This is a genomic window from Streptomyces aureoversilis, assembly GCF_042657885.1.
GTDB lineage: Bacteria > Actinomycetota > Actinomycetes > Streptomycetales > Streptomycetaceae > Streptomyces > Streptomyces aureoversilis.
In genome coordinates, this window is sequence record NZ_JBHSKJ010000011.1 from 147,946 (window position 1) to 172,501 (window position 24,556).

The following is a 24,556-nucleotide window of genomic DNA, read 5'->3' on the forward strand; positions in this document are numbered from 1 at the left end:
CGAGCCCGCTCTACCGAGCCGCTTCGCGCAGGCTCGCGTAGGCAGTCAGGGCGGGCTCGAGGGCGGCCTGGTCGGACTCGCTCAGCTCAGTACGCCACCGGCCCGCCCCCTTGATCGACTGATCGCTGGGGTGCTTGGTGTGGAACGGGCCCAGCTGACGGGACTGGATCGATTCGGAGACCTGGCGGTCGGACGTCCAACCGAGCCAGTCGGCCAGGGCGGCGATCCTGGCCGGCCGATCAGCGCAGAACTCTTCGTAGGGCACAAGATGCACGCGCCCAGCACCTGCGCCGGCAGATGCGGTGAGGATGGTGCGGGCGTAGGTGGCGTACGCCCTTGCGAAGCCGGCCGCGCCGGTCTCCGCAACGCCCAGGCGGGTGAATTCGAGCATGCGAGTGGGCATCCCCGCGTTCACCTTCTCAAGGATGGAACACAGCACGTCACGGGGGTCACGGACCAACACCGCGGCGCGGGCCTGCGGATAGGCGTCCAACGCGTCGGGGAGCACTTCGGTCATCCGCGGGCATTTCACTATGTCGAACCGGGCGATCTCCTCCGCGGGAGCCGACACGTCGATCAGGCGGCCGGTCATGGCCCAGTCAGGATCCTCCAGCAAGGTTCGCCGGCACGACTCGGAGAGCATATGAGCCACAGCGCTCGTGCCGGAACGATGCATACCGCAGATGAGCAATTGCATGAAGCCACCTCAGAGGAAGTCGTGTCATTCATCAGATAAACCCCGGACGGTCATCCCAGTACGGGGGCGGTGAACGCATCGCGCATCCCCCTAATCCCGTGGGTCCGACCGAGGGGCGGTTCCGGCACCGGGGTCGGACTGCCCGGTATCGCCGGGCCCGTAGGCGATCAGGCCGAATGCGCGAACCGCCCGGCAGGTCTCGTGGGCAGCCTTCGCCGACGTCGTCGGAAGAACGAATCCATCGCGGTCGTACAGCACCGCGAATCCGGCTCGCACGGCGAATTCCAGGTCGTCGACGCCCGCCGTCTCGGCCAGGAAGCCTGCCATGTCGTCAAACGCCACCGCCCAATGGCGCTTGGCATGGATGTGGACGGGATGGCCCGCGGCCGGCAGTGGCGGATTCCAATGGGTCTGCTGCCGGCCGCGCTGTTCGGGGACGGATGCCCACCAGCTGTCGAGCCCCGCCTCGATCGTTTCCATGTTCCAGCCGCGCCAGGTCGCGGTGGTGGGACGGAACAGCGCATGCGGGTCGCACCGGCCGTCGAGAAGGACCGCGAGCTCCCGACGGGCCTCGTCGGCCGAGTCCGGACTGTGGACGAGGTTGGCGTAGTAGACGGCGCCGTGCCGACGACGGATCGTCGACTTGAGTGCCAGTAGCCGGGTGGTGGCCTCGGTCCCCTCGACCAGTACCAGCCTGCTCGGGCCCGCGGACAGGTAGCGTCGCATGAGACCTGCGGTGAGTGGTCTGCGGTCAGGGTCGATGCCGGACCACACGGCTGCGATCTGGGCCTCCGTCAGGCGCAAGGTGCGCTGCCTCAGCACCCGCAGACCCGCCTGGGCGATGTCCGCCACGCAGTCCTTCACGAGGCGCCGCTCGAGGGCGTCCGGCTTGAACAGCAGGAAACCGCGTTCCGTTGGTCCGGCGCCGTTGCGACGGTGGGTGTCCGGCGTGATCAGCAAAGGTACTCCAGCGTCGGTAGAACGTCCGAGGGCATCACGGCAGAGGGCATCACGACAGAGGGGAATCAACACTCATGGCGGGCCCGCCCGTCCGGGCGTACGACAACAAGCAGGCCATCCGCCACCACCGCGGCGGCGCCGGCGACGTCCGCCGCCGTGACGTGGGCCAGCCGCGCCGCCTCCGCCTCAGGGCACCGGACGACACCGTTGACGCAGTAGTCGCTCGCCATGACGACCGCGGACTCGACACCGTTCTCCGCCTTCCGAAGCAACTCCGTCCGCGCGTGGCGGACCGCGGCCTCGAGGTCCGCCGGTGCTGGACCCCGCTGCGCCAGTCGGGTGAGTTCCGCGTGGAGCAGCTGGACCACTGCGGGGCCGTTGGCGCCGTCGGCACCGGCCAGGAAGCACCAGAACCCCGCATCGCTGTACGCGCGGGTCCGTGCCCGAAACGCGTACGCGAGGCCGTGCTCATCACGAAGGCGCCGGTACATCCGGGACGCCGGGCTCGCGCCGAGCAGGTGGCCGAGAAGGACGAACGCGTAATGCCGCGGGTCCGTGACGGCCGGAGCCGGCGCACCGGCGAGGAGCCGGCAGAACCCGTCCGGCCAGGTGGGATCCTGCGGGTTCGGACGACGGATGGGGGCGTGGGGGGAGCGCCGCGGGCGGACGCCGCCGGCCCTGGCCATCGCCAGGGGGGACATTCGTTTGCGCAGTGCCGCCTCCTGCACGTTCCCGACGCATGCCAGCGCCAGCGGAACCGTCGCCAGCGCCTGCTGATGCACCTGCAGAAGCGGGTCGAGGGTGATCCGCTCGACACTGCTCGGTGTGCCGCCCACCGCCGTACCCAGCGGGTGACCGGGAAAGACGGCGTCGAGAAACGCCGCCTGCAGGGCATCGGCGGGGTCGGCCGCGGCCACTGCCAACTCCTGCGCGACGACCTGCCGTTCCCGGTCGAGCGCCTCATTCGACAGCGCTGGTTGAGTCAGCGCGTCGAGCATCCAGCCGGCGACTACGGGAGCGTCATCGGTCAGCACCCAGGCATGGATCGTCAGCGACTCGGGTCCGGTCACGGCGCTCGACGTCCCGCCGAGCTGTTCGATGCGCGCGCTCAGTGAGGGGCCGCCCTGTAGCGGCACCGACATGACGAGGCGCTCCAGCAGGTGTGCGGCGCCGCTCAGGTCCTGTGGGTCGTCCCGGCTTCCGAGGCCGAGCGAGAGTGCGATGCTGACAGCATGCTGGTCGGCCGTCGAGGTCAGCAGCAGCGGCAGACCGCCGTCGAGCTGCGCGACGCGCGTTGTGGGGATCTGGTCGGCTATGACGTCACCTGCACAGGCTGAAGGGTGAATCTGCGGGAACCCACAGGAATGCCGTGTCGAGGGAACCCTGCGGGACGTGAGGTACGAGAAGGAGAACGGCGTCAGGACTCCCCCGGAGCCGACACCAGCAGTGGCGTCAGGGCATGGGATGAGATGGCGGCCATCAGGGCCGGGGACGCGACATGGTCAGCGCGCTTCTCGTAGACGACCTCACAGGCATCCGGCGAGTCTTCATACCCGTCAGGCGGTATGTAGCTGGGCACGGCCGCCAGTTCCGGTATCGGCATGGCCTGCGCCAACCGCTCTCGTGCATCGGCGAGGCGGGTGCTGTCCCGGACGCCGTTGAGGATGTACCCGGCCATCAGTCGGCGGTAGGGCTCGCCCAGCACACCCGGCAGGCCCGCCAGGGACGTCAGGTGCCCCTCCTGGTTGACGTTGCCGATGAGCACCACCGGCAGTCCTGCCCGCAGCGGCACGACATCGTTGGCCAGATCCGCCCGGGACGGCAGGTTCCCGGCACCTCCGGATCCCTCGATGACGACAAAGGAACCACGCTCGGCCAGAATGGCCAGGGCCTCGGTGACGGCGTCCAGACACCTGGTACGCAGGTCAGGGGGGAACGCGCGCAGGTCCAGACTGTCCTGGCCGAAGACCGGCACCTCGCCGAGTGCCTCTCCTCGCACGTACAGTTGACTGCGGCCATTTCCGCTCGTCACGGCTACCACAGGGTTGTTCCACCACCGCACCGGGACTCCGGCCGCACCGCAGTTGTGGAAGACCCCGCGCTCGTACACCTTGAGCGGACTGCTCGATCGATCCGATATGTCAACGACGCTCGTGGCTTTGAACGGGTCGACCGCGATGTTCTGGCGGCGAAGAGCGCGGGTGATCCCGACCGCCACCGCCGTCTTACCAGTACCGGAACTGGGAGCGATGAGCGTAACGCCACGTGGCAACGGCGCATCCGTCATACTTCGCTTCTCTCATTCCTGGGCCCCGGACACTCCGGCGGGCCAACGTCAAGAAGCCGCCCGGCAGCGCCTGTGGCAGCCGGGTGACAGCGGCCTCGGCGTCTGGGAACCGTCTCTTTCGGTGCACGAATGGCCGGAGATGCCGGTGCTCATGCTGGGGGAGCAAGCGAGTGTGCGGTGCCCGGCCGAAGCCAGGCACCGCACAGTGCCTCAGATCTTCGCGCGCTCGGCGGAGTAGTCGCCGTCCTCGATGATGTCGAACATGGTGGTACCTCCCTTCCACGGTCTCGTGGAACCGCTCCGGTCGAGCGGTTCGCTGTGCCCGGCATCGCTGCCCGCTCCGGGATGAACCAGGCGAGCAGGTCCCGGTCGCGGAAACGGCGGCGGTCGATCCCAGCTCGACGAGTCTGCACGACTCGCTGCCGCTGCTTTTCCTGATGAATTGGAATCCGCGACCCGTACCGGATGCGATGCGCCGGAATTTCGTTCGAGACGTTTCTAACCGCCGGGCCGAATCGTTGTCAAGCAGCGTTTCGAGGCCTGCGCCACATTGCCCTTTCGGGCCGGAAGGCTGCCCTTTCGGGCCGAAAGAATTGCCCTTTCGGGCAGTCGCGTTGCGGGAGAATAGCGTCCGTTGCATTCTGGTTGCAGCCGGCTGTTGCGACCGGATGTCCCCCCGGGGTAGCTTGCGTTGGCGAGGAGATGATTTTCCCGAGATCTCTTCGACGCCCCGCGGACGCTTACGCAAGGTCGGCACACATCAAAGACCGGTCATCACATTGCCTTTAGTGGCTTGACTATTCGAACCAGCTGTCCTCTCGGGTTGCCTGGCGGGCTTGATTTGCTGCGGTGGAGTTTCCGGACACTGTCGCAGCAACCGGAGGTAACCATGAAAAGCTCATACTCCATCGGCGCCACGGTGTGGCTGACCGGGCTGCCGAGCGCGGGCAAGACCACGCTCGCCCTCGCGCTGGCCGAGCGACTGCGCGCCGAGGGCCACCGGGTCGAGGTCCTGGACGGCGACGAGATCCGCGAATTCCTCTCCAAGGGCCTCGGGTTCAGCCGCGAGGACCGGCACACCAACGTCACCCGGATCGGCTTCGTCGCCCAGAAACTGGCCGCCAACGGCGTCAAGGTGCTCGCCCCCGTGATCGCCCCCTACGCCGACTCCCGCGCCGCCGTCCGCGAGCGGCACAACGCAGCCGGCACCGAGTTCCTGGAGGTCCACGTCGCCACCCCCGTCGAGCTCTGCTCCGAGCGCGACGTCAAGGGCCTCTACGCGAAGCAGGCCACTGGGGAGATCTCGGGACTCACAGGCATCGACGACCCGTACGAAGCCCCGGAGAACCCGGAGCTCCGCATCCAGACACAGGGCCGCACGGTGGCGGAGTCCGCCGCAGAGCTGCACGCCTTCCTGACCGAGAGGGGTCTCGCGGGCGTTGTCACGTTGTCGGGGGTGTTGGCGTACGGCGGCGTGGTGGGGCCGAGTGCCGGGCCTTGGTCAGCGGAACGGCTCTGCGACCACTCCGAGGTCGGCTGATCGGATGGGTGCAGCGAGCAACGAAGTTGCGTTCGTCCCCGGAGAGGCGGCGGGGCCGGTCGGTGTTGCCGGACGAGCGGCTGGACGCGTCCATCGACCGGGCGCCGGCCCTGGTCCGGCGTTGATCCCGCACGGCCAGCTCCGCCGCGTAGGCGCCGAGGAGGGAGTCGCAGCGGTACCGGCCCGGAGCCGTCAGTTCCAGGAGGTTGTTCTGGCGCAGGACCTCCATCAGCCGCGCGGCGGCGGCCTCCGGTACCCCGAGCAGACCGGCCGCGTCCGTGACGGGCATGCCCGCCCCGGCGCGCGGGCCGATCAGCCGGAAGGCCCTGGCCGCGTCCTCCCCCAGCCGGCCGTACGACCAGGAGAACGCGGCGCGCACCGAAGCGGTCGTGTCGTCCGGGCAGTCCAGGAAGTCCAGCAGCGCTTCCGGTTCGCCCAGTTCCCGGACCACGCCGTCCAGTTGTCCGGGAGGGAAGGCCGAGAGCCGTTCGGCGGCGATGCGCAGGGCCAGGGGCAGCAGGCCGCAGTGCTCGGCGAGCGCGGAGACCGTCCCGGAGCAGGCGTCCCGCAGCCCGGACGGGGCGGTCCTGGCCAGCAGGAGCGACGACTCGGCCGGGGAGAGGGGCTGCAGGGAGAGCCGTTCCGCGCCGTCCCGCGCCACCAGTCCGGCCATGCGGCTGCGGCTGGTGACGAGCACGGTGCAGCCGGGGGCCCCGGGAAGGAGCGCACGGACCTCGTCGGCGCTCGCCGCATTGTCGATGACGACGAGGACCGATCGCCCCGAGAGCAGGCTCCGGTACAGCGCGGCCCGCTCCCGGGGGTCGGCGGGCTCCGCCCCGTGCTCGACGCCCAAGGCGTGCAGGCCGGCGGTGAGGGCCTCGTCCGGACGGACGGCGGATCCGGCGGGCCCGTACGCCCCGAGATCGTGGAAGAGGACGCCGTCGGGGAAGGCCGCGGCGTTGCGGTGCGCCCATCTCAGCGCGAGCGCCGTCTTGCCCACGCCCGGCTTCCCGTCGATCAGCACCAAGGGCACGGATCCCCCGCGCGCGGGGTCCGGCCGTGCCGCGGCCGCGTCGAGCGCGTCCGTCTCCTCGTGCCGCCCGGTGAAGTGGGACGCGCCGGGAGGAAGCTGGAACGGCGGCCGGGACGTCCGGCGCGAAGGGCGGCGGGCGCTGCCGGTCCGGTGGGCCGAGAGCAACTCGCCGCGTGCCCCGAGGGCCTCGTCGCACCGGCGGGCCAGGTCCTCCGAGGCCCGCTTGTCCCCCGATTCGATCCGGCTCAGGTGCCCCTTGCTGTAGTGGATCAGCTTCGACAGCCCCGTGAGGGAAAGCCCCTGTTCCAGCCGCCTTTCCCGCAGCGTCACCCCGAAAGTCATGTCCTGTACGCCCCGCTCCGCTCGCCGGCTTCCGTTTCGCTCCACGACCCTGGCACCCCCCGGCGACCGGTGGTAGGCGAGCGATGGGTCATCTAGCTGCCATGCACGTTGCGGAGGCATGGGGGCGGGAGGACGCCGTGACCGGTCGCGGGGTCCGGCCCGCGCCTTACGGGCCGTCGTCGTGGTGAGGGTGGGCGGTCAGCCCCCGGCGTTCGGCGATGGCTCCCGCTTCGAAGCGGCTCCGGGCGCCGAGCTCGTCCATGAGCTCGGAGATGTGGCGCCGGCAGGTGCGCAGCGAGACGCCCAGCCTGCGGGCCACGGTGTCGTCCTTGAGGCCCTTGGCGAGCAGGACCAGGATGCTCTGCTTGAGGGTTCCGGAAACCTCGTGCGCGGCGCGGGGGCCGGTGGCGAACGGCGTGGCGTTGGCCCAGTCGCGGTGGAAGACGGTGAGGAGATAGGAGATCAGGTCGGGTTCGCGCACCACGAGCGCGCCGTTCCTGCCCGCCGGGAGGAAGGCCATCCTGCCGTCCACCACGATCATCTGCGGGACGACCTCGGGCAGGGTGCGGATCTGTGCCCCGGCGCGGATGAGCTCGGCCGCGTGGGCGCGCGTGGCCTGGTCGTAGCGGGTGGTGTGCTGGTAGAGGCAGTGCATCCGGATGCCGCGCGCGAGGAGCGCCAGGTCGCGCGGGAGGGCCTCGCGCAGCGCGCGGGGCGAGAAGGAGCCGCCGTGCTTGGACACCAGGATCTCGCTGGTGCAGCTGTCGATGACCTCGGTGAGCAGGGTGCGTACGCTCTCCTGGTCGGGCAGCCGGTCGATGGTGGCCTGCGGGAAGGGGGTCTGCCGGGACTGGAGGTAGACCGGGACCAGGGCGCCGAGGGCTTCCTCCTCCTGCTGCAGCCGGGTGCGCTGGCGTTGCAGTTCGTCCTCCCGCAGCCGGAGTTCGGCGCCCCGGGTGGCCAGCAGCCGGTCCGAGGCGGCCTGCGGGCTGAGCGCCTGCCAGGCGACGGATCCGCCCTGGGAGACCTCGCGCAGCAGGCATGCCCGGGTGAGGGTCGCCAGCGCCCGGCGGGAGGCCTCCTCGTCCAGACCGGTCTCGGCGCACACCTGCGGCAGGTCGTCGCGGGTGAGCTGGTGGTTCCGGAGGGCCCAGCGGTAGAGCACGACGGCGTCGTCGTCGAGCGCGGGCGGTTCCTCAGAGACAGCGTGGATCAATGTCTCCCCTTGCAACATAAAAGTGCCATGGCACTTTTATGATCCCTTAATCGGCTACCGCTCATGATCGGCGGGTGACAGGCTCGCCTTGTCGGCCGGACCGGCTTGAGCGGTCCGGGGATACGAACGGAACTGAGGGCTGACATGCGGGCAATCGCGCGGATTGCGGTGGCGGGGATCGTGCTGGGGACGTGCCTGGGCTGGAGCGGTGCGGCCACGGCCGACACCGGCCGCCCGCAGGGGGACACGACCGTGACGGCCCCGGTCGGGTTCGAGCTCCCCGACGACTGGGAGAAGCCCCGCGACCCCCACTGCGTCACGACCACGGCGTGGGGCGACTCCTGGTGCCCCGGCAAGCCCCTCATGTGAGGCCCCGCCGCCCTCGCCGCAGCTGCCGGACGGCGCGCGCCGCGCTGTCCGGCGGCCCGGAAGGGCGATCAGGGCGTGGTCGTGGACACCACGAAGACCCGCGGGTACTTCGGGTCGTCGAGATTGGCGGTGATCTCCAGGGAGGGCTTGGGCTTGTCCTGTTCGACGGTGGTGCCCGCCCAGCGGTGCTCACCGCCCAGGTCCCAGCCGACCTCGGCGGCCTCGTCCTCGTCGATGGTGACCTCGCCGTCCTCCAGCTCGGAGGCGCTGGTGCCGACGTCGGAGAGCCACTTGTCGAACTTCTCGCGCGTGGTCGTGAACTGCAGGAAGAGCGAGCTCGCCTTCCACGCGTTGGTCTCGTAGCTGGCGACGTCCTCCGCGTAGGACGGGACGCTCACCTCGTAGAGGCGGCGCTGCAGCCGGGTGGGCCAGCCCTCCTCCAGGCCGGACGCGGCCGCCTGCTCCTTCTTGGACTCGCTGCCGCCGCGGCTCTGCATCGCGGAGATGTAGAGGTAGCCGGCGGGGATGGCGATGAGCAGGAAGACTATGACGGCCTTCAGGCAGCGGCGGCGGAAGCCGCCGTCCGGCTGCCCGGGGCCCTGCGGCGGCGCCGTGCGCTCGGAGTGTTCCGTGGTGGCCATCAGGCGCGCCCCGCCCTCGCGTACCGCTCGTAGCGCTCGACGCGGCGGCGGTTGGCGCGCCGGAAGCGCCGGGCGACGAGCCGGGCCAGGTCCGCGGCGCCGACCATGCCTGCCTCGGGGCCGAGCTGGGCCTTGACGATGCGCGCCTCGGGGCGGTAGCCGCGGCCGGTGAGGTGGCGGCGGAAGGCGTCCCGGGCGGGGCCGATCAGCAGGTCGTCGGCGGCGCTGACGCCGCCGCCGATGACGAAGCAGGAGGGGTCGAGGGCGGCGGCGAGGTTGGCGATGCCGACGCCGAGCCACTGGCCGATGTCCTGCAGCAGCTCGACGCACATGGCGTCGCCGGAACGGGCCAGCTCGGTGATGAGGGGGCCGGTGATCTCGGGGATGTTGCCGCCGACGCGGTCGATGATCCCGTAGGCGACGGGGGACTCGGCGGCGGCCAGCTCGCGGGCCTCGCGCACCAGGGCGTTGCCGGAGCTGTACTGCTCCCAGCAGCCGCGGTTGCCGCACGGGCAGCGGTGGCCGCCGGGCACGACCTGCATGTGCCCGAACTCGCCGGCGACGCCGAACTTGCCGCGCTTGACCTGGCCGTCCTCGAGGATCGCGCCGCCGATGCCCGTACCGAGGGTGATCATGACGAGGTGGTCCTCGCCGCGGCCGGCGCCGAAGCGCCACTCCGCCCAGGCGGCGGTGTTGGCGTCGTTGTCGACCATGACGGGGACGGCGAGGCGGCCGGCGAGGCGGTCGCGCAGCGGCTCGTTGCGCCAGGACAGGTGCGGGGCGAACAGGACGCGGTTGCGGTCGGCGTCGACCCAGCCGGCCGCGCCGATGCCCACGGCGTGGACGTCGTGCCGGTCGGAGAGGTCGAGGACCAGCTCGACGATGGTGTCCTCGACGACCTTGGGGCTCTTGGACTTGTCCGGCGTCTCGGTGCGGACCTTCTCCAGGATGATGCCGTCGGCGTCGACGACGCCCGCCATCACCTTGGTGCCGCCGATGTCGATGCCGACGGTGGGGACGCGCGGAGCGGTCAGGTGCGAGCGGCGCTCGCGCGTGCCGACGGTCCGGAGCACGGTGGCCTTCGCCGCGCCCCGGTGGAGGTCGCGATACATGCTCATGACACCACCGCCACGGCGTGGAGCTGTGCGGTTCTACGGTCGCTCCGGTTGCGTGCTCGCAAGAGTCGTCGTCCCTGCGGTGGTCTCGGGAGGTCTCCGCCTCGTGGATACGGTCGTGGCCGATTGTGCCTCAAGGAAGCGTTGCGTACCGCATCGCGGGAAGCGGGCCCGCCGCCGGCGGGCCCGCTTCGTGAGAGCTGCGTCACCCCTCGCCGGAGGCGACCGGTTTGCCGCCGATCACGTCCGGCCCGGGGGCCCGCTGCAGCTCGTGGCTGAGCTGCTCGAGCTCGCTGCCGCCCGCCATCTGGCGGGTGAGCTCGTCGAGGGCGATCTCCGACTTGGCGTGGCTGCCGGCCATCGCACCGCGCTTGAGCAGCACGAAGCGGTCACCGACCAGGTACGCGTGGTGCGGGTTGTGGGTGATCAACACCACGCCCAGGCCGGCGTCGCGCGCCGCGGCCACGTACTTCAGGACCACGCCCGACTGCTTGACGCCGAGCGCCGCGGTCGGCTCGTCGAGGACGAGCACCTTCGCGCCGAAGTAGACCGCCCGGGCGATGGCCACGCACTGCCGCTCGCCGCCGGAGAGGGTGCCGATGGGCTGGTCGACGTCGCGCAGGTCGATGCCCATGCGCAGCAGCTCGCTGCGGGTGGTCTCGCGCATGTGCTGCACGTCGAGCCGCTTGAAGGGGCCGGCGCCCTTCACCGGCTCGGAGCCGAGGAAGAAGTTCCGCCAGACCGGCATGAGCGGGACGACCGCGAGGTCCTGGTAGACCGTGGCGATGCCGCGGTCCAGGGCCTCGCGGGGGGAGGCGAGCTTCGTCTCCTCGCCCTCGATCTCGAAGCTGCCGGCGTCGTGCTGGTGCAGACCCGCGACGATCTTGATGAGGGTGGACTTGCCGGCGCCGTTGTCGCCGAGCACACAGGTGATCTCGCCCGCGTGGACCTCCAGGGAGACCCCTTCGAGGGCGCGGATGTTCCCGTAGAACTTGCTGACGCCGGTCAGCTTGACCAGGGCGGCATCACTCATTTGCGGGCCTCCGCCCTCTTGCGCACCCAGGCGTTCAGCAGCGTCGCCAGGAGCAGCATCGCGCCCAGGAAGAACTTGAACCAGTCCGGGTTCCACTGCGCGTAGACGATGCCCTTGCTGGCCATGCCGAAGATGAACGCGCCGACCGCGGAGCCGATGGCGGAGCCGTAGCCGCCGGTCATCAGGCAGCCGCCGATGACGGCCGCGATGATGTAGAGGAGTTCGTTGCCGACGCCCTCGCCGGACTGCACCACGTCGTACGACATGAGCAGGTGCTGGCCGGAGATCCAGGCGCAGAAGGCGACCGCCATGTACAGGGCGATCTTGGTGCCCTTGACGGGGACGCCGACCGCGCGGGCCGCTTCGGAGTTGCCGCCCACCGCGAAGATCCAGTTGCCGGCGCGGGTGCGCAGCAGGACCCAGGTGGCCAGGGCCACCAGGCCGAGCCACCACAGGACGGTGACCTGGAGGTCCACGCCGCCGATCGTCAGGTGCGAGGCGAAGACCGTGCGGGCGGACTCGAAGCCCTCCATGTCCCCGATGGTCTTGGTGGAGACGGTGCCGCCGATCAGCTTGGTGAAGCCCAGGTTCAGACCGGTCAGCATCAGGAAGGTGGCCAGCGTGATGATGAAGCTGGGCAGCTTGGTGCGGGTGAGCACGAAGCCGTTGAAGAAGCCGACGGCGAGCATGGCGAGCAGCGAGACGCCGGCGCCGGCCCAGACGTTGGCCGTCATCTGGTAGCTGAACATCGAGGAGACCAGCGCGGCGCTGGTCACCATCACACCGGCCGACAGGTCGAACTCGCCGCCGATCATCAGCAGCGCCACGGGCACGGCCATGATGCCGATGGTCGAGGAGGCGTAGAGCACCGTCGACAGGCTCGACGTCTGCAGGAAGCTGTCGGCGACGACCGAGAAGAAGACGAAGACCGCCACCGCGCCGACGACCGCACCGAGCTCGGGGCGGCCGAGCAGCCGGCGCAGGTTCGAGCGGTGCACCAGCCGTTCGTCGGGGGCGTCCTGGACGGGGGCCGTTGCGGGGGCGCTCATCGCGTGCCCCGCTTGGCGTACTCGGCGAGGGTCTTGGCGTCGTCCTTGGTGACGATCTGCGGGCCGGTCAGGACCGGGCGACCGCCACCGAGCATGTCGCGGTTGTAGCGGTAGAGCCACAGCAGGTCGACGGCCTCGTAGCCCTGCAGGTACGGGTCCTGGTCGACGGCGAAGCCGAGCTTGCCGGACTGCAGGGCCTCGGCGACCTTGGCGTTGAGGTCGAAGGTGTCGACCTCGGCCTTGCTGCCGGCCTGCTCGGCGGCCTTGACCGCGGTGGGGGCGAAGGGCGCGCCGAGCGTGACGACGGCGTCGATGTCCTTGTCGGACTGCAGCTTCGCCTCGATGGACGACTGCACGCCCGGCATGTTCGTGCCCTCGACGTAGAGGTTCTGCACCTCGCCCTTGAAGGACTTCTTCACGCCGTCGCAGCGCTGCTCGTGGCCGACGTTGCCCTGCTCGTGCAGGACGCAGACCGCCTTCTTCTTCCCGCGCTCGTTGAGCTGCTCGCCGACGGCCTCGCCGGCGATGACCTCGTCCTGGCCGATGTGGGTGAGCGCGCCGAACTCCTTGGACTTGTCGGAGCCCGAGTTCACGGTGATCACCGGGATGCCGGCCTTCTTGGCCTTGGCCACGACGTCCTTCATGGCGTCCGGCTTGGCGAGCGTGACGATCAGGCCGTCGACCTTCTGGTCGATCATGGCCTGGACGCTCTGCGCCTGCTTGTTGCCCTCCACGTCATGGGCGTAGAGGAATTTGATGTTGTCCTTCGCGGCCGCCTGCTTGGCGCCGCTCTGGACGATGTCCCAGAAGGTGTCGCCATCGCCCGAGTGAGTGACCATCGCGAAGGTCCAGCGGGGCGTGTCGACCGCGGCGCGGCCCTGGGCGGCCTTGGCCGCCGCCCGCTCCTCCGCGCGCTTGCCGCCCGTAGCGCTGCACCCCGCCAGGGTGGCGCCGAGCACCGCTGCCAGCACGGCGCTCACCGCACGTACGCCTGTCCGAACCCTTGCCACGAGGAGTTGCCCTTCTCACTGTCTGTCACGGTGCGGCCGGACCCCGATTCCGACGGGCCCAACCGCCCAAGTATCCGTCACCATCCGTCACCGCTGACCGCGGGGGCTTCAGCGGGTACCGCTGGGGGCTGCTGCATGTGGGTGGAGTTCTAGTGGCGGGCGCCCCACTGCGTCAAGGCTTTGTCCGAACATTCTGACGGCATGACGTAACGGGGCCGGGCCGGGGCGGGCCGCTACGAGCGGACCAGCAGCTGGAACTCGAAGGAGTAGCGCGAGGCGCGGTAGACGTGCGAGCCGTACTCGACGGCGCGCCCCGTGTCGTCGTACGTCGTCCGCTCCATCGTCAGCAGCGGCGCGCCCTCCGGCTCGGCCAGCCGCTCGCCCTCCTCGGCGGTCGCGGCGCGGGCCCCGATCGTCTGCCGGGCGCTGTGCAGCGTGATGCCGGCGGCACGGATGAGGCGGTAGAGGCCGGTCTCCTCCAGGCGGGCGGGGCCGGCGTCGAGGAGGCCCACGGGCAGGTGGTTGCACAGGTGGGCCATGGGCTCGCCGTGCGCGAGGCGCAGCCGCTCGATCCGCAGGACCTCGGTGCCCTCGGGCACGCCGAGGGCCGCGGCGACGCCCGCCGCGGCGGCCTCGGTCCCGTGGTGCAGCACCCGGGTGGCGGGCTGCTGGCCCGCCGCTTCGAGGTCGTCGTAGAGGCTGCTGAGCTCCAGGGGGCGCTTGACCTGGCTGTGCAGGACCTGGGTACCGACGCCGCGGCGGCGGATGAGCAGGCCCTTGTCCACCAGCGACTGGATGGCCTGCCGGACGGTGGGCCGGGACAGGCCGAGCCGCGCGGCGAGGTCGATCTCGTTGCCGAGCAGGCTGCCGGGAGCGAGCCCGCCCTGCTCGATCGCCGCTTCGAGCTGCTGGGACAGCTGGTAGTAGAGCGGGACGGGGCTGCTGCGGTCCAGGCTGAACTGGAGGGGTGGTTGGTTCGCCACGAAGGGAGCCTAGCCGCGGGACCGGATGACGGGAAGTTCGAAGGTCAGGTTGTCCGGACATGCAACGGTGCGTATCCGGTGTTACCGATACGAGTGACCGCGGCGTCAACCTCGTGCCCCTTGCAGGCGTCTTGTGCAATACAGATCTCAATACTGATGTCACTGGATATCCACTGATTTTCACCTATGCCCCTGCGGGGGCCGGTGAGGGGAGATGGGCGGCGCCGTGGAAGAGCTGGCTCTGGGGGTGGCGCTCGGCTTCAGCGCGGGGATCAGCCCGGGCCCGCTGCTCGCGCTGGTGCTGTCGGGGACCCTGCGCGGCGGGCTCGGCGTCGGGCTGCGCGTGGCGGCCGTGCCCCTGCTCACCGACCTGCCGGTGATCGTGCTGGCCGTGACCGTGCTGGCCGTGCTGCCCGAGCGGGCGATCGCCGGCGGCGGCGTGCTCGGCGGCCTCTTCCTCGCCTGGCTGGCCGTCTCGACCCTGCGCGAGGCCCGTACGGCCGAGGTGCCCGAGGTGTGCGACACCGCGGAGGCCCGGGTCCAGGGCCGCCGGACCCTCTGGCAGGGCGCGCTCGTCAACCTCCTCAGCCCGCACCCGTGGATGTTCTGGCTGACGACGGGGGCGCCGCTGCTCGTGGCCGCCTGGCGCAACGGACCGCCCGGCGCCGGCGGCTTCCTCTTCGGCTTCTACGGGCTGCTGGTCGGCAGCAAGGCCGCGCTCGCCGTCGTGGTCGCCCGGGCGCGGCACCGGATCGGCACCCGCGGCTACCGGCTGCTGCTCGGCGGCTCGGGCGTACTGCTGCTGGCGGCCTCGGCCTTACTGCTGGTGGAGTTCGGCTCCGCACTGACGGCGTAGCCCTTCTGGTACCGGCGGCCGCCCGCTAGGGGCGCAAAAGTGCCACTTTGCCCCGATCGCTCAACCTCAATCCCGGTCCGGTGGGTTTTTCTTACCGACAAGAGACCGTGACGGGGGGACAACCCATGAACCACGGAAACGATCACTGCACCCTCCCGGACGGCGGCGGGGCGGACTCCGGCCTCGCGCGCATCCGGCTCTACGACCAGCGGGAGGCCGCCGCGGAGGAGCTGCTGCGGCCCGTCCACGAATGGATCTCCGGACACGTCGCCCGGCCGCACCCCGACCTCGGCCGCCGCGGGGCGGTCTGCCCGTTCGTGCCGCTCTCCCAGCGGCTCGGGCTGATCCGCTACGCGCTCGCCGAGCCGCCGGTGCGTGACGAGGCCGGGCTCGTGGCCGCCGTCGCCGCGCTCAAGGCGCACTGGCTGGCCATGGAGCCGCACAGCGGCCAGCACACCATCGACAAGACCATAGTCCTGGTCCTGCCCGGGGTGGCGGCCGCGACGGTGGTCCGCGTCCACGACCGGCTCAAACCGGAGTTCGTGGCGGAGGGGATGATGCTCGGCGAGTTCTTCCCCGGGCACCCGGGGCCGGGGCTGCACAACCCCGACTTCCGCCCGCTGCACAGCGACACCCCGCTGCTCGTGGCCCGCAGCATGGTCGGCAACGACCTGCCGTTCCTGGCCGAGCAGCGCTACCCGCCGGCGCGGCGGGCAGGCTTCGTCGAGTCCTTCCTGAGGCACCAGCCGGGGGCGAGCCCCGTCGCCCGGCAGCGGGCCCGCGTCGAACTGGAGCGCGCCCGCGACGAGCTGGGGCACCCGCCGCCCGCCTGAGGCCGGAGGGCGGCCGGGCATCCTCAGAAGCGGACGGGCAGCCGGTGCGGGCCCCTGATGAGGAGGCCCTCGCGCCAGGTGAGGGAGTCCGGGTGGGCGTCCAGGGCGAGATCCGGGCAGCGCTCCAGCAGGGAGCCGATGGCGGCCCGGGCCTCCAGGCGGGCCAGCGGCGCGCCGAGGCAGTAGTGGATGCCGTGGCCGAAGGCCACGTGGCCGCGGGCGTCGCGGCGGATGTCGAACCGCGCGGCGTCCGGGAAGCGGTCCGGATCGCGGTCGGCGTCGGCCAGGACGGGCAGCACGAGCTCGCCCCCGCCGGGTATGAGCGTGCCGCCGATCTCCAGGGGCTCGGTGGTGAAGCGGTACGTGGGGGTCTCCAGCGGCCCGTCGTAGCGCAGCATCTCCTCGACGGCGTTGTCCAGCAGGCCGGGGTCGGCGCGCAGGGCGGCCAGCTGGTCCGGGTGCTGCAGGAGGGCGAGGACGCCGTTCGAGATCAGGTTGACCGTGGTCTCGTGGCCCGCGACGAGCAGCAGCCAGGCCGTGCCGAGGAGCTCCTCGGGCGAGAGCCGGTCGCCGCCCTCGTCCGCGGCGCTGATCAGGGCGCTCATCAGGTCGTCGCCGGGGTCCCGGCGCTTGGCGGCGATGAGCGCGTTCAGATAGGCGGTGACCTCACGGGCGGCGGTCGCCTTCTCCTCGGCCGGGCCCGCGCCGACGCCGATGTTCGACCAGTGGCGGAAGGACTCGCGGTCGAGGTCGGGCACGCCGAGGAGGTCGCAGATGACGCCCATGGGCAGCGGGAAGGACAGGGCCTCCACCAGGTCGGCGCGGCGGCCGGGCGCCGCCAGCATGGCGTCGAGCAGCTCGTCCGTCATCTGCTGCACGCGGGGCGCCATCCCCTCGACGCGCCGCGGCGTGAACTCCTTGGCGACGAGCTTGCGCAGCCGGGTGTGGTCCGGTGCGTCCAGGACGAGCATGTTCGGCCCGACGGAGGCCCGGATCAGGCTGATGTCCGACTTGGACGTCGCCCAGTCCTTGCTCAGCCGGGGGTCGTTGAGCGTGGCGCGCACCTCGTCGTAGCCGACGACGAGCCAGGCCTCGGCCCCCTCCGGCATGCGCACGCGGTGCACGGGGCCCTGCTCGCGCAGGCCCGCGTAGACCCGGTGCGGATTCCGGGCGAACTCCTCCCCCATGGCCTCCAGATCGACGATCGCCCTTGCTTCGGTCGCACCCATGACGTCCCCCCTCGCTCCGGAAGATCATCATGAATTGCGGAGAGTGATCGACTCAAGGGCGCTTTCCGGACAGCTGTTCGCCTTCCGGCCAGGAGGTGAGAGTGGCGACCCGGGCCGCGGCACCGGCCGGTCCTCCGGAGTCGTTGACGACGTGACGCAGCGTGCAGCCGCCGTCGAGCGAGACGGCCACGAGGCTGTGCAGGCGCACGCCGGGCCTGCGGGGCGCCGCGAAGGCGCGGTCGGCCGCGAGCCCGGGCGCGGCCGTGAAGTGGCAGTAGCTGCCCAGGCCCCAGGCCTCGTGGCGGGTCACGGAGGGGGCGACCCGGTAGGCGGGGTAGCCCGTGGCCCGGCCGTCGCTCCAGGCGGCGCGGCCGGGCGGGTCGTAGGGCAGCTCGTTCTGGAAGAAGTACGTACGGCCGCCCTCGCCGTTCCACAGCGTCTGGTTCCGCTGGTAGTGCTCGACGAACAGGCCGTACATCGTGACGTCCGCCCCGTCGACGACCAGCCCCTCGGCGGCGGTGTTGACGTTCCATCCGACGCCGCTGCCGTGGTCGGCCCGCCACAGCCACAGGTTGTCGCCGATCACGTCCGGGCTGTGCACCGCCAGGCTCCTGACGGCCCGTCCGGGACCGGCGCCGCCGATGCGGAAGAAGACGTCGTGCAGCGAGACGGGGTCGGCGGCGTGGCGGTGCCGGGCGCCGGGCGGGCCGATCTCCATCAGCACCGGCGAGGCCGCGCGCCCGGCGTCGACGAGCAGGCCCGCGATGCGGACGCCGTCGACGTCGGCGACGGTCAGGGCGGCGGTGCCCCGGTCGGGCACGAGCGTGGCGAGCCCCAGGCCGAGGACGACGGTGCCGGGGCGGGTGACGCGCAGGGGCCGGTCGAGGTGGTGGACGCCGGGCGTGATCAGCAGGTCCCTGCCCCGCGCGAGCGCCTCGTTGATCCGGGCGGCGCCGGTGCCCGGCCGGACGACGAAGAAGCGGCCGAGCGGGCGGGAGGCGCCGGGCCCGGCCGTCCCGCCGGACCAGGTGGTGCCCCGGGCGGCCCTGCGCAGGGCGGGGACGAAGACGCGGTAGGCGCCCGACCGGTCGACGTGCAGGAAGGGCTTCTCGCGGACGACGGGGGTGCGCCCGACACTGGTGCGCGGCGGGTCGGGGAAGGTCGTGGGCGGGGCGCCCCGCACCCCGGCGAACACCATGTTCCAGGTGGCGCCGGACCAGCCGCCGCGCAGCTCGCTGTTGCGCGTGAGCCACTGCTGCTGCGTCCCCGAGAACACCCTCCCGTCGATCAGCGAGTCGGCGGTGAACCCGCCGCTCGACCAGCCGCCGTCGTCGAGGCGGAGGTCGCCGCGCAGGTGCATGCGGCGGTACGGGGCGGCCTGGGAGACGGCCCAGCGGTCGGCGCCGGAGGCGGGGGTGACGGAGAGGTTCTCGGCGGCGCGCCAGAAGTTCTGCGTCGCGTTGCCCTTGAACCAGTCGGCCTCGGCGTGCACCGCGCCTCTGACCGTGACGTCGTCGGGCCGCAGTCCCAGGCCCGCCACCTGCGTGTAGAAGCCGACGTCGACGTCCACGTCGTAGGTGCCCGGCTTGAACAGCAGCGCCTCGCGGCCGGGCCCGAACTGGGCGCGCTCCTGCCGCCGGAAGACCTCGTCCAGCGTGCGCTGGATCCGCTGCCGGGGCATGGCCGGGTCGAAGACGTGGACGCCCGGCCCGAGGTCGGGGGCGCCGGGTGCACGGGGCGCGGCAGACGCAGCGGGCGCCGCGGGCGGCCGCTGCGGGGCGAGGGCGAGACAGGCGGTGGCCACGGCGGCCAGGGCGAGGGTGCCGAGCCGGGCTCGGCACCCCGCGGGCCGGGTTCTGGACAAGGGGCCGGTGTCTCCTCACGTGCCGGTCGGCTGCCTGGTGACCGGATCAAACCCGTTTTCGAGCGTGAGGAGACGGTTGGTGAGCGGAATCCGCTCGGATGGCGTCGAAATGACGACCGGTCAGCAGCTGAAGTCGACCCGGTTGAACGTCCGGTAGTGGTCACCGGTGTAGTAGTCCTCGTGGTCCCCCTGGCCGGTGACGATGCGGCGGGCACCGCGGTCGGGCGAGTCGGGGGTCTTGACCGTGTACTCGTGGTAGTAGCCCGAGTCGTGCTTGGGCAGCACGCCCTCGCGGTTGGAGAAGACCGTGCCGTCCTTGGGGTACGGGAACGGGCCGCCGGCGTCGATCAGGCGCAGCGTGTCGTGGGCCTGGGACGGCAGGGCCGACTTGCAGATGTCGCCGACGGCCTTCACGGCGGCCGGCGCCGCAGCGGTGACGGCCACGGGGGCCGCCGGGGCGGCGAGCGGCGCGGCGACGGCCGTGCCGCCGGCGAACAGCGCCGAGGCCAGCGCGGCGAGGACGGCGGTGCGGGCGAAGCGCGAAGTGCGCGTGGGGCGATGGGGGGTTGCCTTCATGGGATCAGCATGACGCGCGTAGCTATTGTCATGTCAACGACAACGCCGACTGTTTTCCAGGAGTTAACCGGGGACGTGGCCCGACCGGGCGATTCCCTCGCCTCGGGAGCCTTTGCGGGACCTCTGTCCGGGGCCTTTGCCCCAGAGGCAAAACTTTTGCCTTTCAGGCAGGAACGGTCCTATACCGGAAGCATGACACCGCTGCCCGACGAGCCCGCGGCCGACCTGCCCACCGTGGCCCCGCGCCTGCGTGACCTGCGCACCCGCAGTGGGCTGACGCTGGAGGCCGCCGCCGCCCGCGTCGGCCTCTCCCCCGCCCACCTCTCCCGGCTGGAGACCGGCCGGCGGACGCCGTCGCTGCCGATGCTGCTGGCCCTGGCCCGCACCTACGGAACAACGGTATCCGACCTGCTGGGCGAGGCGGCGCCGGAGCGCGATCCCATCGTGCGCGCGAGCCACATGGAGCCCCAGCGGGCCGGGGGCTGGACGTACTGGCGGGCCGGCGGCTCCGGCCGCGCCATGCAGGCCCTGCGCCTGCACGTGCCGCCGGAGGCGGGCGGCCAGGCGGAGCTGGTGCGCATCCACCCGGGCGAGGAGTGGCTGTACGTCACGAGCGGGCGGCTGCGCCTCACCCTGGGCGGGAGCACCCACCTCCTGGACCCGGGCGACGCCGCCCACTTCGACTCGCTCACCCCGCACCGCATCGCCGCCGCGTCGCGCGGCGGCGCAGACCTGCTGTTCATGCACACGCTGCTGCAGAGCGGCGCGACCGAGCTGTGCCTCGGCGGCGCAGCTCCCACTCGGAGGGACATGCCGTGAACGACGCCGTGAACGACGCATCCGCGCACACCGGCAAGCGCATGGACGAGGAGGACCGGGCCCCCATGGGGATGACCGTCCGGGTCGTCATCTACCTCGTGGCCGTCCACTTCTTCGCCGCCTTCCTCTTCCTCCTCTTCTTCCTCGCCGGAGGGTGAGGCCGGGGCCGGGCGGACCTCCCGGGGCGGCCCCTCCCGCCCGGGTGAGGCGGTCCGCGCGCCGCCTGCGGACGGCATGCCCCGGGACTACGATCGCGGGAGCAGCACGCGGACCGTCCCGGGACAGGAAGGCGGAGCGATGACCCGTACGGCCCAGGAAGTACTGGCGGACGCGGTGCGGGGGCTCGCCCCCGGCGAAGGCGCCAACCGGCTCGTCCCGCTGATCTCCGCCGGCGAGGCCCCGCGCGAAGTGATCGCCGCGTTCGCCCTGGAGCAGCACCACGTCATCGCCGCCGACCGGCGCAGCTTCGCCCACCTCGCCGGGCGCGCGGCCGGGGACCCGGCCGCGGCCCGGTTCTTCGAGTCCCTCGCCCAGGGGGAGGACCTGGCCCTGCCGCTGCTGGGGCCGCTGGCGCTCGCGTGCGGGCTGGACGAGGAGGCCGTCCGCGCCCACGAGCCGCGCCCGGAATGCCAGGCCTACCCGTCGTACGTGGCCCGGCTCGCGCTCAACGCCGAGCCCGTCGACGCGGCGGTCGCCCTGACCGCCAACTTCGCGGCGTGGGGCGGCTACTGCGCCGCCGTCGGCGCGGCCCTGCGCGAGCACTACGGCTTCGACAACCCCGCGTGCGGCTTCTTCGACTTCTTCGCCGGGCCCGCGCCCGAGGTGGAGGAGCGGTCCGTCGAGGCCGTGGAGGCCGGCCTGGCGGGCGGCCGGCTGTCCGAGCCGCTGGCCCACCGCTACGGACGGCTGCTCCAGGCCTACGAGTTGATGTTCTGGGACGGACTCGCTGTACGGTGAAACCATGCCAGCAGCCGCACAGCCCGCAGCCGTCGTCTACCGCCCCGCCTTCCCCGGCGAGCACGCCGCGGCCGAGGCGATCGACAACTCCTTCACGACGGCGACCGTCCTCGAAGTCAGCGCGTCCGGCGAGGGGTTCCGGCTGCGCGAGGCGCCCGTGGACCCGCCCTTGCGCAAGGTCTACCCGGCCGAGGACGAAGAGGACGGCGAGGAGGAGGCCCACGTCATCGTCGCCCTCGACGGGGACGCCCTGTGCGGTGCCGTCACCCTCACCCACTCGGCGTGGAACGACCGGCTGGTGATCGCCGACATCAGGGTGGCGCCCGGGCACCGCGGCCGCGGCATCGGCCCCGGCCTCATGGAGCGCGCCCTGGCCCACGGCCGGGAGCGGGGCGCCCGTACCGCCTGGCTGGAGGTCACGAACGTCAACGCACCGGCCGTACGGGCCTACCGCCGCATGGGGTTCGCCCTGTGCGGGCTGGACACGTCCCTCTACCTGGGCACGGCCTCGGAGGGCGAGACGGCCCTGTTCATGAGCCGTCCGCTGTGAGGCCCTCCCCGCGCAGGCCCCTCGCCCCCGCCTCCGTCAGCGAGCCGTGGACGCGCAGCCGTGCCACGCCCCCGTCCGGGTGGATGTCCACGCGCACGTGAGTCGCCACCGGGGCGCCGTCCAGGGGGAAGCGGTGCACCGCGTCGGGCTGGAGGCGGGTGCGGGGCACGACCACCGTCCAGCCGGTAGAGCCGCCGGCCGGGTCGGCGCCGGAGGCCGCGTCGAGGGCGGAGACCTCCGCCCAGCCCGCGGCGTTGCCCTTGTAGCAGCCGGTGTCGATCTCGACGGCGCGCAGCACGGCCTGCCCGGTGAGGCGGTAGCGCACCCAGTCGTGTCCCCGGTCGCGGCGGCGGCGCGTCTCCCAGCCGTCGTCCATCTTCCGCGAGGGGCCCGGCAGGACGGTGTTGAGCGGGGAGGAGTAGAAGCGGTCCGAGGCGTCCTCGGGGCGCCCGCCGTTCTCCAGCGCGGCGAGGTCGAAGGTGCCGAGGGCGGTGAGCCAGGCCGGGTCGGGGCGCACCTCGCCGTGCACCCGCAGCCGCGCGATGCCGCCGTCGGGGTACTGGCACAGCCTCAGGTGGGTGAAGCGCTCCCCGGAGCGGACGGCGAAGCCGTTGGCCGCGTGGCCGCCGACGGGCGTGCGCGGCACGAGGACCGTCCACTTGACGTCGTCGGCGAGCAGTTCGCCGGGCGAGGGCGTGCCCGGGAGGCGGGCGGCCTCGACGGAGACGGCCTGCGGGTGGTTGCCGCGGAAGTGGGCGGTGTCGACGACGAGGCCGCGGATCACGCCGGGTGCGCCGAGGCGGATCAGCGCCCAGTCGTGGTCGCCGTCCGCGGGGTGCGGGCGGTCCGCGTCCGGGCCGCGCCGGCGGCGGGTCTCCCAGCCGTCCATGACCTTGCCCTTGTGGCCGAAGAGGGCGGGGTCGAAGTGCGCGGGGGCGGGGGTGAGGAGGTTCTCGCGGTCGGCGAAGAACTCGTCGTTGGCGGCGACGACGCTCGCCCCGAGGCGGCGGTCGGCGAGGTCGGGCAGGGAGGTGAAGGGGAGGTCCGCGGTGCGGTAGTCGGCGTACGGGTCCCCGCCCGCGTACGGTGCGGCGCCGCCCGCGAAGGAGGGTATGCCGGGGCTGCCGTCCGGTGTGCTCGTCATGCGCTGCGCTGCCTTTCGAGGAGGAGGCCGGCGGGCTGCTCGGCGAGGGCGCCGTCGTGGGCGATCCTGCGGCCGCGCAGCCAGGTGGACCGCACGACGCCGTGGAGGGTCTTCCCGGCGTAGGCGGTGACGTGGTTGCGGTGGTGGAGTGCGCCCGGGTCGACCGTGAAGGCGGCCTCGGGGGCGAGGACGGTGAAGTCCGCGTCGCGGCCCGGCTCGACGGCTCCCTTGCGGTGCAGGCCGGCGAGGGCCGCGGGGCCGGTGGACATCCAGCGGGCGACGTCTCCGAGGGTGTGCCCGCGGCGGCGGGCGGCGGTCCAGACGGCGGGGAGGCCGAGCTGCAGGGACGCGATGCCGCCCCAGGCGGTGCCGAAGTCGGGGACCTTGAGGTCGGTGGTGCAGGGCGAGTGGTCGGAGACGACGCAGTCGATCGTGCCGTCGGCCAGGGCCGCCCACAGGGCGTCCTGGTTGGCGGCCTCCCGGATGGGCGGGCAGCACTTGAACTCGGTGGCCCCGTCCGGGACTTCCTCGGCCGTCAGCGTCAGGAAGTGCGGGCAGGTCTCGGCGGTGACCGCGACGCCCTCCGCCTTCGCCGCGGCGATCAGCGGGAGGGCGCCGGAGGACGACAGGTGCAGGACGTGCACACGGGTGCCCAGGCGCCGGGAGACGGCGACGAGACGGGCGACGGCCTCGTTCTCGGCGGCGCGGGGGCGGGAGGCGAGGAAGTCGGCGTAGCGCGGGCCGCCGCGCTGCGGGGCGCGCTCCAGGTGGGCGGGGTCCTCGGCGTGCACGATCAGCAGGCCGTCCAGCTCGGCGACGCGCGCCGCGACCGCCTCCAGGTCGCCGGGGCCGAGGGCGGGGAACTCCTCGACGCCCGAGGGCGACAGGAACGCCTTGAAGCCGAAGACGCCCGCGTCGTGCAGGGGGCGTAGGTCGCCCGTGTTCCCCGGCACGGCGCCGCCCCAGAAGCCGACGTCCACGTGGGCGGCCGGCCGCGCCACGTCCTGCTTCACCCGCAGGTGGGCGACGGTGGTGGTGGGCGGGATGCTGTTGAGCGGCATGTCGAGGAGCGTGGTGACGCCGCCGGCCGCGGCGGCGCGCGTGGCCGGCCGGAAGCCCTCCCAGGCGGTGCGGCCCGGGTCGTTCACGTGCACGTGGGTGTCCACGAGGCCGGGGAGCAGGGCGTCGTCGCCCAGGTCCACCACGGTGGTCCCCGGGGGTGGTTCCGCCTCGTAGGGGCGGACCGCGGTGATCGTGCCGCCCGCGACGGCGACCGAGGCCGGGCGGATGCCCTCCGGCGTGACGACGCGCGTCGAGCGCAGCACCAGGTCCTCCGTGGACACGCCGGCCACGTCCCCTCCCGGAAATTCAACGTTCTGTTGAACGACGGTGGGGGCAGTCTTCTGTCGCTCCCCTCACCCGTCAAGACCTCCGGGGGCGGAGGGGGGCCGCG

24 protein-coding genes and 1 pseudogene are annotated in these 24,556 nt (G+C 72.2%); 8 read left to right on the top strand and 17 right to left on the bottom strand.

Translation table 11 applies throughout. From position 1 onward, the window contains the following. Positions 1–10: 10 nt before the first annotated feature. From ACFPP6_RS20555 to ACFPP6_RS20570, 4 genes are all read right to left on the bottom strand, one after another. Positions 11–697 (bottom strand): sulfotransferase family protein, encoded by a 687-nt coding sequence (locus ACFPP6_RS20555; RefSeq protein WP_382044330.1) that lies wholly within the window; start codon positions 695–697, stop codon positions 11–13. A 90-nt stretch (positions 698–787) separates the two neighbouring features. Further along, positions 788–1,657: a nucleoside-diphosphate kinase gene (locus tag ACFPP6_RS20560; RefSeq protein ID WP_382044333.1), complete on the bottom strand. Its 870-nt coding sequence runs from the start codon at positions 1,655–1,657 to the stop codon at positions 788–790. A gap of 65 nt (positions 1,658–1,722) precedes the next feature. Further along, positions 1,723–3,123: a M16 family metallopeptidase gene (locus tag ACFPP6_RS20565; protein ID WP_382044601.1), complete on the bottom strand. Its 1,401-nt coding sequence runs from the start codon at positions 3,121–3,123 to the stop codon at positions 1,723–1,725. Continuing rightward, positions 3,075–3,944 (bottom strand): P-loop NTPase family protein, encoded by an 870-nt coding sequence (locus ACFPP6_RS20570; protein WP_382044336.1) that lies wholly within the window; start codon positions 3,942–3,944, stop codon positions 3,075–3,077. The genes ACFPP6_RS20565 and ACFPP6_RS20570 overlap by 49 nt, the downstream gene beginning before the upstream one ends. 889 nt (positions 3,945–4,833) lie before the next feature. Here ACFPP6_RS20570 and cysC point away from each other — a divergent pair. After that, positions 4,834–5,379: pseudogene (gene cysC / locus ACFPP6_RS20575) on the top strand (adenylyl-sulfate kinase); the annotation flags it as partial. 7 nt (positions 5,380–5,386) lie between these two features. Here the strand turns inward: cysC and ACFPP6_RS20580 are convergent. Together ACFPP6_RS20580 and ACFPP6_RS20585 are read right to left on the bottom strand one after the other, a co-directional pair. Then, on the bottom strand, positions 5,387–6,859 hold the full coding sequence (locus tag ACFPP6_RS20580; RefSeq protein ID WP_382044339.1) for a helix-turn-helix domain-containing protein: 1,473 nt from the start codon (positions 6,857–6,859) through the stop codon (positions 5,387–5,389). A 166-nt stretch (positions 6,860–7,025) separates the two neighbouring features. Beyond that, positions 7,026–8,075, bottom strand: a complete 1,050-nt coding sequence (locus ACFPP6_RS20585; protein WP_382044342.1) for a helix-turn-helix transcriptional regulator — start codon at positions 8,073–8,075, stop codon at positions 7,026–7,028. A gap of 144 nt (positions 8,076–8,219) precedes the next feature. Between ACFPP6_RS20585 and ACFPP6_RS20590 the strand changes: the two genes are divergently transcribed. Then, positions 8,220–8,444, top strand: coding sequence for a hypothetical protein (locus ACFPP6_RS20590; protein ID WP_382044345.1), 225 nt, complete (start codon positions 8,220–8,222; stop codon positions 8,442–8,444). A 68-nt stretch (positions 8,445–8,512) separates the two neighbouring features. Here the strand turns inward: ACFPP6_RS20590 and ACFPP6_RS20595 are convergent, their stop codons facing one another. From ACFPP6_RS20595 to ACFPP6_RS20620, 6 genes are all read right to left on the bottom strand, one after another. Next, positions 8,513–9,085, bottom strand: coding sequence for a hypothetical protein (locus ACFPP6_RS20595; protein ID WP_382044348.1), 573 nt, complete (start codon positions 9,083–9,085; stop codon positions 8,513–8,515). Further along, a complete protein-coding gene (locus ACFPP6_RS20600) occupies positions 9,085–10,203 on the bottom strand; it encodes an ROK family glucokinase (RefSeq protein ID WP_336013916.1) in 1,119 nt (372 codons plus the stop codon). Before ACFPP6_RS20600 ends, ACFPP6_RS20595 begins: the two co-directional genes overlap by 1 nt. A 202-nt stretch (positions 10,204–10,405) precedes the next feature. Beyond that, a complete protein-coding gene (locus ACFPP6_RS20605) occupies positions 10,406–11,233 on the bottom strand; it encodes an ATP-binding cassette domain-containing protein (protein WP_382044352.1) in 828 nt (275 codons plus the stop codon). Continuing rightward, positions 11,230–12,282, bottom strand: coding sequence for an ABC transporter permease (locus ACFPP6_RS20610; RefSeq protein ID WP_382044355.1), 1,053 nt, complete (start codon positions 12,280–12,282; stop codon positions 11,230–11,232). The genes ACFPP6_RS20605 and ACFPP6_RS20610 overlap by 4 nt, the downstream gene beginning before the upstream one ends. Next, positions 12,279–13,292 carry a sugar ABC transporter substrate-binding protein gene (locus tag ACFPP6_RS20615; RefSeq protein WP_465269378.1) on the bottom strand — a complete coding sequence of 338 codons (1,014 nt, stop codon included), beginning with the start codon at positions 13,290–13,292 and terminating at the stop codon, positions 12,279–12,281. The genes ACFPP6_RS20610 and ACFPP6_RS20615 overlap by 4 nt, the downstream gene beginning before the upstream one ends. A 233-nt stretch (positions 13,293–13,525) precedes the next feature. After that, entirely contained in the window at positions 13,526–14,275 is a 750-nt protein-coding gene (locus ACFPP6_RS20620) for a GntR family transcriptional regulator (protein WP_382044358.1), read from the bottom strand. Positions 14,276–14,501: 226 nt separating this feature from the next. On the opposite strand from ACFPP6_RS20620, the gene ACFPP6_RS20625 reads away from it, so the two are divergent. Continuing rightward, on the top strand, positions 14,502–15,131 hold the full coding sequence (locus ACFPP6_RS20625; protein ID WP_336008378.1) for a LysE family transporter: 630 nt from the start codon (positions 14,502–14,504) through the stop codon (positions 15,129–15,131). A 125-nt stretch (positions 15,132–15,256) separates the two neighbouring features. Then, positions 15,257–15,964 (top strand): DUF6875 domain-containing protein, encoded by a 708-nt coding sequence (locus ACFPP6_RS20630; protein WP_382044362.1) that lies wholly within the window; start codon positions 15,257–15,259, stop codon positions 15,962–15,964. 23 nt (positions 15,965–15,987) lie between these two features. Here the strand turns inward: ACFPP6_RS20630 and ACFPP6_RS20635 are convergent, their stop codons facing one another. The 3 genes from ACFPP6_RS20635 to ACFPP6_RS20645 form a co-directional block, all read right to left on the bottom strand. Continuing rightward, a complete protein-coding gene (locus ACFPP6_RS20635) occupies positions 15,988–17,193 on the bottom strand; it encodes a cytochrome P450 family protein (RefSeq protein ID WP_382044364.1) in 1,206 nt (401 codons plus the stop codon). Between the two features lie 52 nt (positions 17,194–17,245). Next, on the bottom strand, positions 17,246–19,057 hold the full coding sequence (locus ACFPP6_RS20640) for a coagulation factor 5/8 type domain-containing protein (protein ID WP_382044367.1): 1,812 nt from the start codon (positions 19,055–19,057) through the stop codon (positions 17,246–17,248). Positions 19,058–19,177: 120 nt separating this feature from the next. Continuing rightward, positions 19,178–19,633, bottom strand: coding sequence for a guanyl-specific ribonuclease (locus ACFPP6_RS20645; RefSeq protein WP_382044370.1), 456 nt, complete (start codon positions 19,631–19,633; stop codon positions 19,178–19,180). Positions 19,634–19,825: 192 nt separating this feature from the next. On the opposite strand from ACFPP6_RS20645, the gene ACFPP6_RS20650 reads away from it, so the two are divergent. From ACFPP6_RS20650 to ACFPP6_RS20665, 4 genes are all read left to right on the top strand, one after another. After that, complete coding sequence (locus ACFPP6_RS20650) at positions 19,826–20,452, top strand: helix-turn-helix domain-containing protein (protein ID WP_382044373.1); 627 nt, start codon at positions 19,826–19,828, stop codon at positions 20,450–20,452. Then, positions 20,449–20,610 (top strand): DUF6126 family protein, encoded by a 162-nt coding sequence (locus ACFPP6_RS20655; protein ID WP_160330199.1) that lies wholly within the window; start codon positions 20,449–20,451, stop codon positions 20,608–20,610. Before ACFPP6_RS20650 ends, ACFPP6_RS20655 begins: the two co-directional genes overlap by 4 nt. Positions 20,611–20,749: 139 nt before the next feature. Then, positions 20,750–21,409, top strand: coding sequence for a thiaminase II/PqqC family protein (locus tag ACFPP6_RS20660; protein ID WP_382044376.1), 660 nt, complete (start codon positions 20,750–20,752; stop codon positions 21,407–21,409). A gap of 4 nt (positions 21,410–21,413) precedes the next feature. After that, positions 21,414–21,959, top strand: coding sequence for a GNAT family N-acetyltransferase (locus ACFPP6_RS20665; RefSeq protein WP_382044379.1), 546 nt, complete (start codon positions 21,414–21,416; stop codon positions 21,957–21,959). Here ACFPP6_RS20665 and alc read toward each other — a convergent pair. Next, positions 21,940–23,103, bottom strand: a complete 1,164-nt coding sequence (gene alc, locus ACFPP6_RS20670; RefSeq protein WP_382044382.1) for an allantoicase — start codon at positions 23,101–23,103, stop codon at positions 21,940–21,942. The two genes, ACFPP6_RS20665 and alc, sit on opposite strands and share 20 nt — an antisense overlap. Further along, complete coding sequence (gene allB, locus ACFPP6_RS20675) at positions 23,100–24,446, bottom strand: allantoinase AllB (RefSeq protein WP_382044385.1); 1,347 nt, start codon at positions 24,444–24,446, stop codon at positions 23,100–23,102. The genes alc and allB overlap by 4 nt, the downstream gene beginning before the upstream one ends. Positions 24,447–24,556: the final 110 nt, after the last annotated feature.